This is a genomic window from Flavobacterium sp. FPG59 (assembly GCF_002150205.1).
Taxonomy (GTDB): domain Bacteria; phylum Bacteroidota; class Bacteroidia; order Flavobacteriales; family Flavobacteriaceae; genus Flavobacterium.
The window spans coordinates 1-4,007 of the sequence record NZ_MTCA01000257.1; the positions used below are offsets into that span (position 1 = coordinate 1).

Below are 4,007 nucleotides of genomic sequence, written 5' to 3' on the forward strand. Positions count from 1 at the left end.
TAGAAGCCTTAAATTATTATAAACAAGCAATTGTTGTTCAAGAAGAGTTCAAAGATATGAAAATGACTGCAGGAACCTCTCAAAATATTGGTGCAATATATTCACAAGTAGAAGATTATCCAAATGCACTTAAATACTTTAGTAAATCTTATTTGATTTATAAAAATAGTACTGATTTAAGAGCAATCTCTCAAAACTTAAATGCGTCTGGGATTGTTTATATAAAATTATCCAATTACCCAAAAGCACTAAAAAATTTAAACCAAGCATTAGAGAATGCAAACCAAATAAATGATAAACAATTAAAAATTGAAATTTTATCGAGTTTAGGCGAATTGTTTTTTAAACAATCAAATTTTGAACGTGCATTATTTAATTACAATCTTTCTTTAAAATATGCTACCGAAATCAATAGTCTACAATATATAAGCATAGCAGAAGTTGCGCTTGGAAAAATACTGAATAATTTAGGTAAAAATAAGCAAGCAATTACAAAATGTTTAAAAGGTTATAGTACCGCCCAAAAAATAGGAGCTATATCTGTAAAAAAAGAGGCATGTGATTGTCTTTATAAAGCTTATAAATCTAGTCAAAATGATAAATTGGCTCTTCATTTTTATGAAAAATCAATAAATTTTAAGGACAGTTTAAAATCTGGCGAAACTTCAAATAAAATGATGAATATGGAGTTTCAACGTCAACAGTTACTAGATAGTATCTCTCATGTAAATAAGGAACATGCTGTTGAAATCAAACATAAGGAAGAAGTTCAAAAAAAGGAAACGCAACGCAATATTATCATTATCTCATTAGGCTTTATTGTTCTTGTAGCTCTTGGATTATGGAATAGATTAAACTATACTCGAAAATCTAAAATTGCTTTAAAAATTGAAAAAGACCTCTCTGAAGAGCTATTGCTAAATATTTTACCTGAAGAAATTGCACAAGAATTAAAAGAAAAGGGTTTTGTAAATGCACAAGACTTTAATTTAGTTTCGATCCTTTTTTCAGATTTTAAATCCTTTACTCAAACTGCCGAGAAAATGTCTCCTCAAAATTTAGTTGAAGAAATAAATACCTGTTTCAAAGCTTTTGATTTAATCACTGAAAAATACAAAATTGAAAAAATTAAAACAATAGGTGATTCTTATATGGCAGCTGGTGGTATCCCCAAACCTGATAAAGAATCTTTAACAAATATTGTACTAGCAGGACTAGAAATGCAGGATTTTATGTCTAAAAGAAAAATTAATAACGAAGCGAATAATAATCCTGCCTTTGAGATGCGATTAGGAATTCATGCAGGACCCATTGTAGCTGGTATCGTAGGAATAAAAAAGTTTCAATATGATGTGTGGGGCGATACGGTGAATACGGCTAGCAGAATTGAAAGCAATGGAATTGTAGGTAAAGTAAATATAAGCGAATCACTATATGATTTAATCAAGGATGATGAATCTTTTGTTTTTCAATACCGCGGCAACATCCACGCAAAAGGGAAGGGAGAAATCAAAATGTATTTTGTTGAAAAGAATCCTGATTATTTCCAACTAAATAACCACTAGTAATAAAACCAATTTTCAAATTCAATTTTGTCAGTCTAATTGTCAGTTTTACAGGAATTAGATACTTTAAATTTACATCAATGAAAAAGCAAATAAAAGATCAGTAAGAAATGATCTTTTTGATTAAGCTTTTTTAAATGATAAACTGTTCTTGAATTTATTGTGCTTAATGTCGGGTCTAAATTATTGAAAATGATTTAATTGTTGATTTTGACATACTATGTTTTATCAGCTTATTTGGCAATTTCATCAGAATTTGACACACTAATTTTACATTAATAAAATAGAACGGATTATGAAGCTAAAGCAAAATGAAGTTCACATTTTATAGTTTGTGAAGAGTGCAACTAAGATGTTTTTTTTTGTCGGTTTATTTGGCAATTTCATCAGAAATAGACTTGCTAATTTTACATTAATAACGAGAATGATTTAAAGAGTAAAAGCAAAATCAGGTTTGTGATTTATGATTTAACAGATTGCAACTAGGATGTTTTTTTTGTCGGTTTTTTTGGCAATTTTGTCGCAAACAGATCAGCTAATTTTACATTAATTAAGAAATTGAGTCATGGGACAAAATAAAAATAAAGAAGAAGTTTTACGATTAATAATCTCAAAAGCATGGGAAGATATTGATTTTAGAAAAAACTTAATAAGTGATCCAATAATAGCAATTGAGAATCTTACAGGAGCAAAAATCATATTGCCAGAAGGTAAAACACTAGTGGTAAACGATCAAACGGATAAATCAAAGGTTTACATGAATATTCCAGTTGAACCTAGTATGGAAGATATAGAACTTAATGAAGAGCAATTAGAAATTATTGCGGGAGGTGGACAAACGGTATGGGCTGATTTAGTAAATAATTTATTTCCAGAATTGAAAGATATTATTAAAATCTAACTTCTTTATAATCAAAAAATAAATAAATATGGAATTCACACAAGATCAAAAACTGTACGCAGAAATTGTACAAAAAGCATGGGAAGATAAGAGTTTCAAAGATGAGTTAATGAATAACCCAATAGCTGCAATTGAAAGATTGACTGGAAAAAAAATCAACCTGCCACTTGGAAAAAAAATGGTTGTAAGAGATCAAACAGATGAGTCTACGGTATATATTAATATACCTGCTAAAGTAGATTTTGAGAACATGGAATTAAATGAAGAGCAGTTAGAAGCTGTTGCAGGTGGCAAGTCACCAATTAAAGACTTTCTACTCTTTATATGCCCTACTTTAACCGTATAAAAAGTAAACTATTAAAAACTATAAAATTAATTAAATGGAATTTACGCAAGAACAAAAATTGTACGCAGAGATTGTGCAAAAAGCATGGGAAGATGCTTCATTTAAACAAGAATTAATAGCAAATCCTGTTGCTGCAATAGAAAAATTGACTGGAAAAAAAATGAATCTTCCAGAAGGTAAAACATTAGTAGTAATAGATCAAACGGATGAATCTACTGTTTACATAAATATTCCTGCGGTACAAAAAAAAGTGGATGATGTTGAATTGAATGAAGAGCAATTAGAAGCAGTTGCTGGTGGAATTGATGGTCTTGGTGGTTGTGTTCCAACTTTTCCTACTCCTTGGATCCCAACTTTTCCACAACTAGATTTAATCTAATTAATAATTATAAAAATTAATTATATAGAATTTACACCAAAACAAAAACTCTATGCGGAAATTGTGCAATAAGCATGGGAAGATACTGAGTTTAAAAAAAGAGTTAATTGCTAATCCTGCTGCAGCAATTGAAAAGACAGTTTACATCAACATTCCTGCAAAAGCAGAAGTTGATACAGAATTGAACGAAGAACAATTAGAATCCGTAGTATGGTATTATATGTTTTTGTGAGCTTAAATATCATAAATCTTGGATCCATTAAATAAATAATATTAACAACAATTTAAACAAATAAAAATCAAATAAATTATAAACAATTAAATCTTAAATTATGAATTTAGTAGAATTACAGAAGAAAGCAGAGAGTAACTTGCAAAAAATTTATGCAAAAGCATGGGAAGACGAGTCATTTAAGCAAAGTTTAATTGAAGATCCAGTTACCACGCTTACTAGGATCACGAAAGGAGAATTTAAACTTGAAGGACTAAAAATTCAGGTGAATGATCAAACAGATACTTCTACCTTGTACATTAACATTCCTGCCAATCCACAGGATTTAGATATGGACTTCGATATGGAATTGACGGAAGAAGATTTGGAACTTGTTGCAGGTGGTGGTAAGGTTCATGTAAAAGGAAGTTATGCTTGGGGTTTAATAGATATTGATATTCTAGTTGAGTGGTAGTTAGAAATACCTTTAAAAATATAGCACATAAGGCAAGATTACTCTGTTTTATGTGCTTATTTTTATAAGCATAAATCATTTATATTTTTGGAATAATTTGATTCTTGAGAATACAATAATGTTAGAATTG

Annotated in this window: 6 protein-coding genes; all 6 read left to right on the forward strand. The window is 29.4% G+C overall.

Going from position 1 to position 4,007, the window contains the following annotated elements:
* On the forward strand, positions 1 to 1,565 hold a 1,565-nt coding region (locus FPG59_RS14545; protein ID WP_086455293.1), incomplete at its 5' end, for an adenylate/guanylate cyclase domain-containing protein.
* A 565-nt stretch (positions 1,566 to 2,130) separates the two neighbouring features.
* On the forward strand, positions 2,131 to 2,466 hold the full coding sequence (locus tag FPG59_RS14550; protein ID WP_086455294.1) for an NHLP leader peptide family RiPP precursor: 336 nt from the start codon (positions 2,131 to 2,133) through the stop codon (positions 2,464 to 2,466).
* A gap of 28 nt (positions 2,467 to 2,494) precedes the next feature.
* On the forward strand, positions 2,495 to 2,812 hold the full coding sequence (locus FPG59_RS14555; RefSeq protein WP_086455295.1) for an NHLP leader peptide family RiPP precursor: 318 nt from the start codon (positions 2,495 to 2,497) through the stop codon (positions 2,810 to 2,812).
* 34 nt (positions 2,813 to 2,846) lie between these two features.
* On the forward strand, positions 2,847 to 3,191 hold the full coding sequence (locus FPG59_RS14560; protein ID WP_086455296.1) for an NHLP leader peptide family RiPP precursor: 345 nt from the start codon (positions 2,847 to 2,849) through the stop codon (positions 3,189 to 3,191).
* A 52-nt stretch (positions 3,192 to 3,243) separates the two neighbouring features.
* Positions 3,244 to 3,423 (forward strand): hypothetical protein, encoded by a 180-nt coding sequence (locus FPG59_RS14565; RefSeq protein ID WP_086455297.1) that lies wholly within the window; start codon positions 3,244 to 3,246, stop codon positions 3,421 to 3,423.
* A 100-nt stretch (positions 3,424 to 3,523) separates the two neighbouring features.
* Entirely contained in the window at positions 3,524 to 3,877 is a 354-nt protein-coding gene (locus FPG59_RS14570; protein ID WP_086455298.1) for an NHLP leader peptide family RiPP precursor, read from the forward strand.
* Positions 3,878 to 4,007: the final 130 nt, after the last annotated feature.

Excerpts from the sequence above, each read along its gene's own strand:
- FPG59_RS14550 (WP_086455294.1), top strand. The coding sequence starts at position 2,131 with ATGGGACAAAATAAAAATAAAGAAGAAGTTTTACGATTAATAATCTCA.
- FPG59_RS14555 (WP_086455295.1), top strand. The coding sequence starts at position 2,495 with ATGGAATTCACACAAGATCAAAAACTGTACGCAGAAATTGTACAAAAA.
- FPG59_RS14560 (WP_086455296.1), top strand. The coding sequence starts at position 2,847 with ATGGAATTTACGCAAGAACAAAAATTGTACGCAGAGATTGTGCAAAAA.
- FPG59_RS14565 (WP_086455297.1), top strand. The coding sequence starts at position 3,244 with ATGCGGAAATTGTGCAATAAGCATGGGAAGATACTGAGTTTAAAAAAA.
- FPG59_RS14570 (WP_086455298.1), top strand. The coding sequence starts at position 3,524 with ATGAATTTAGTAGAATTACAGAAGAAAGCAGAGAGTAACTTGCAAAAA.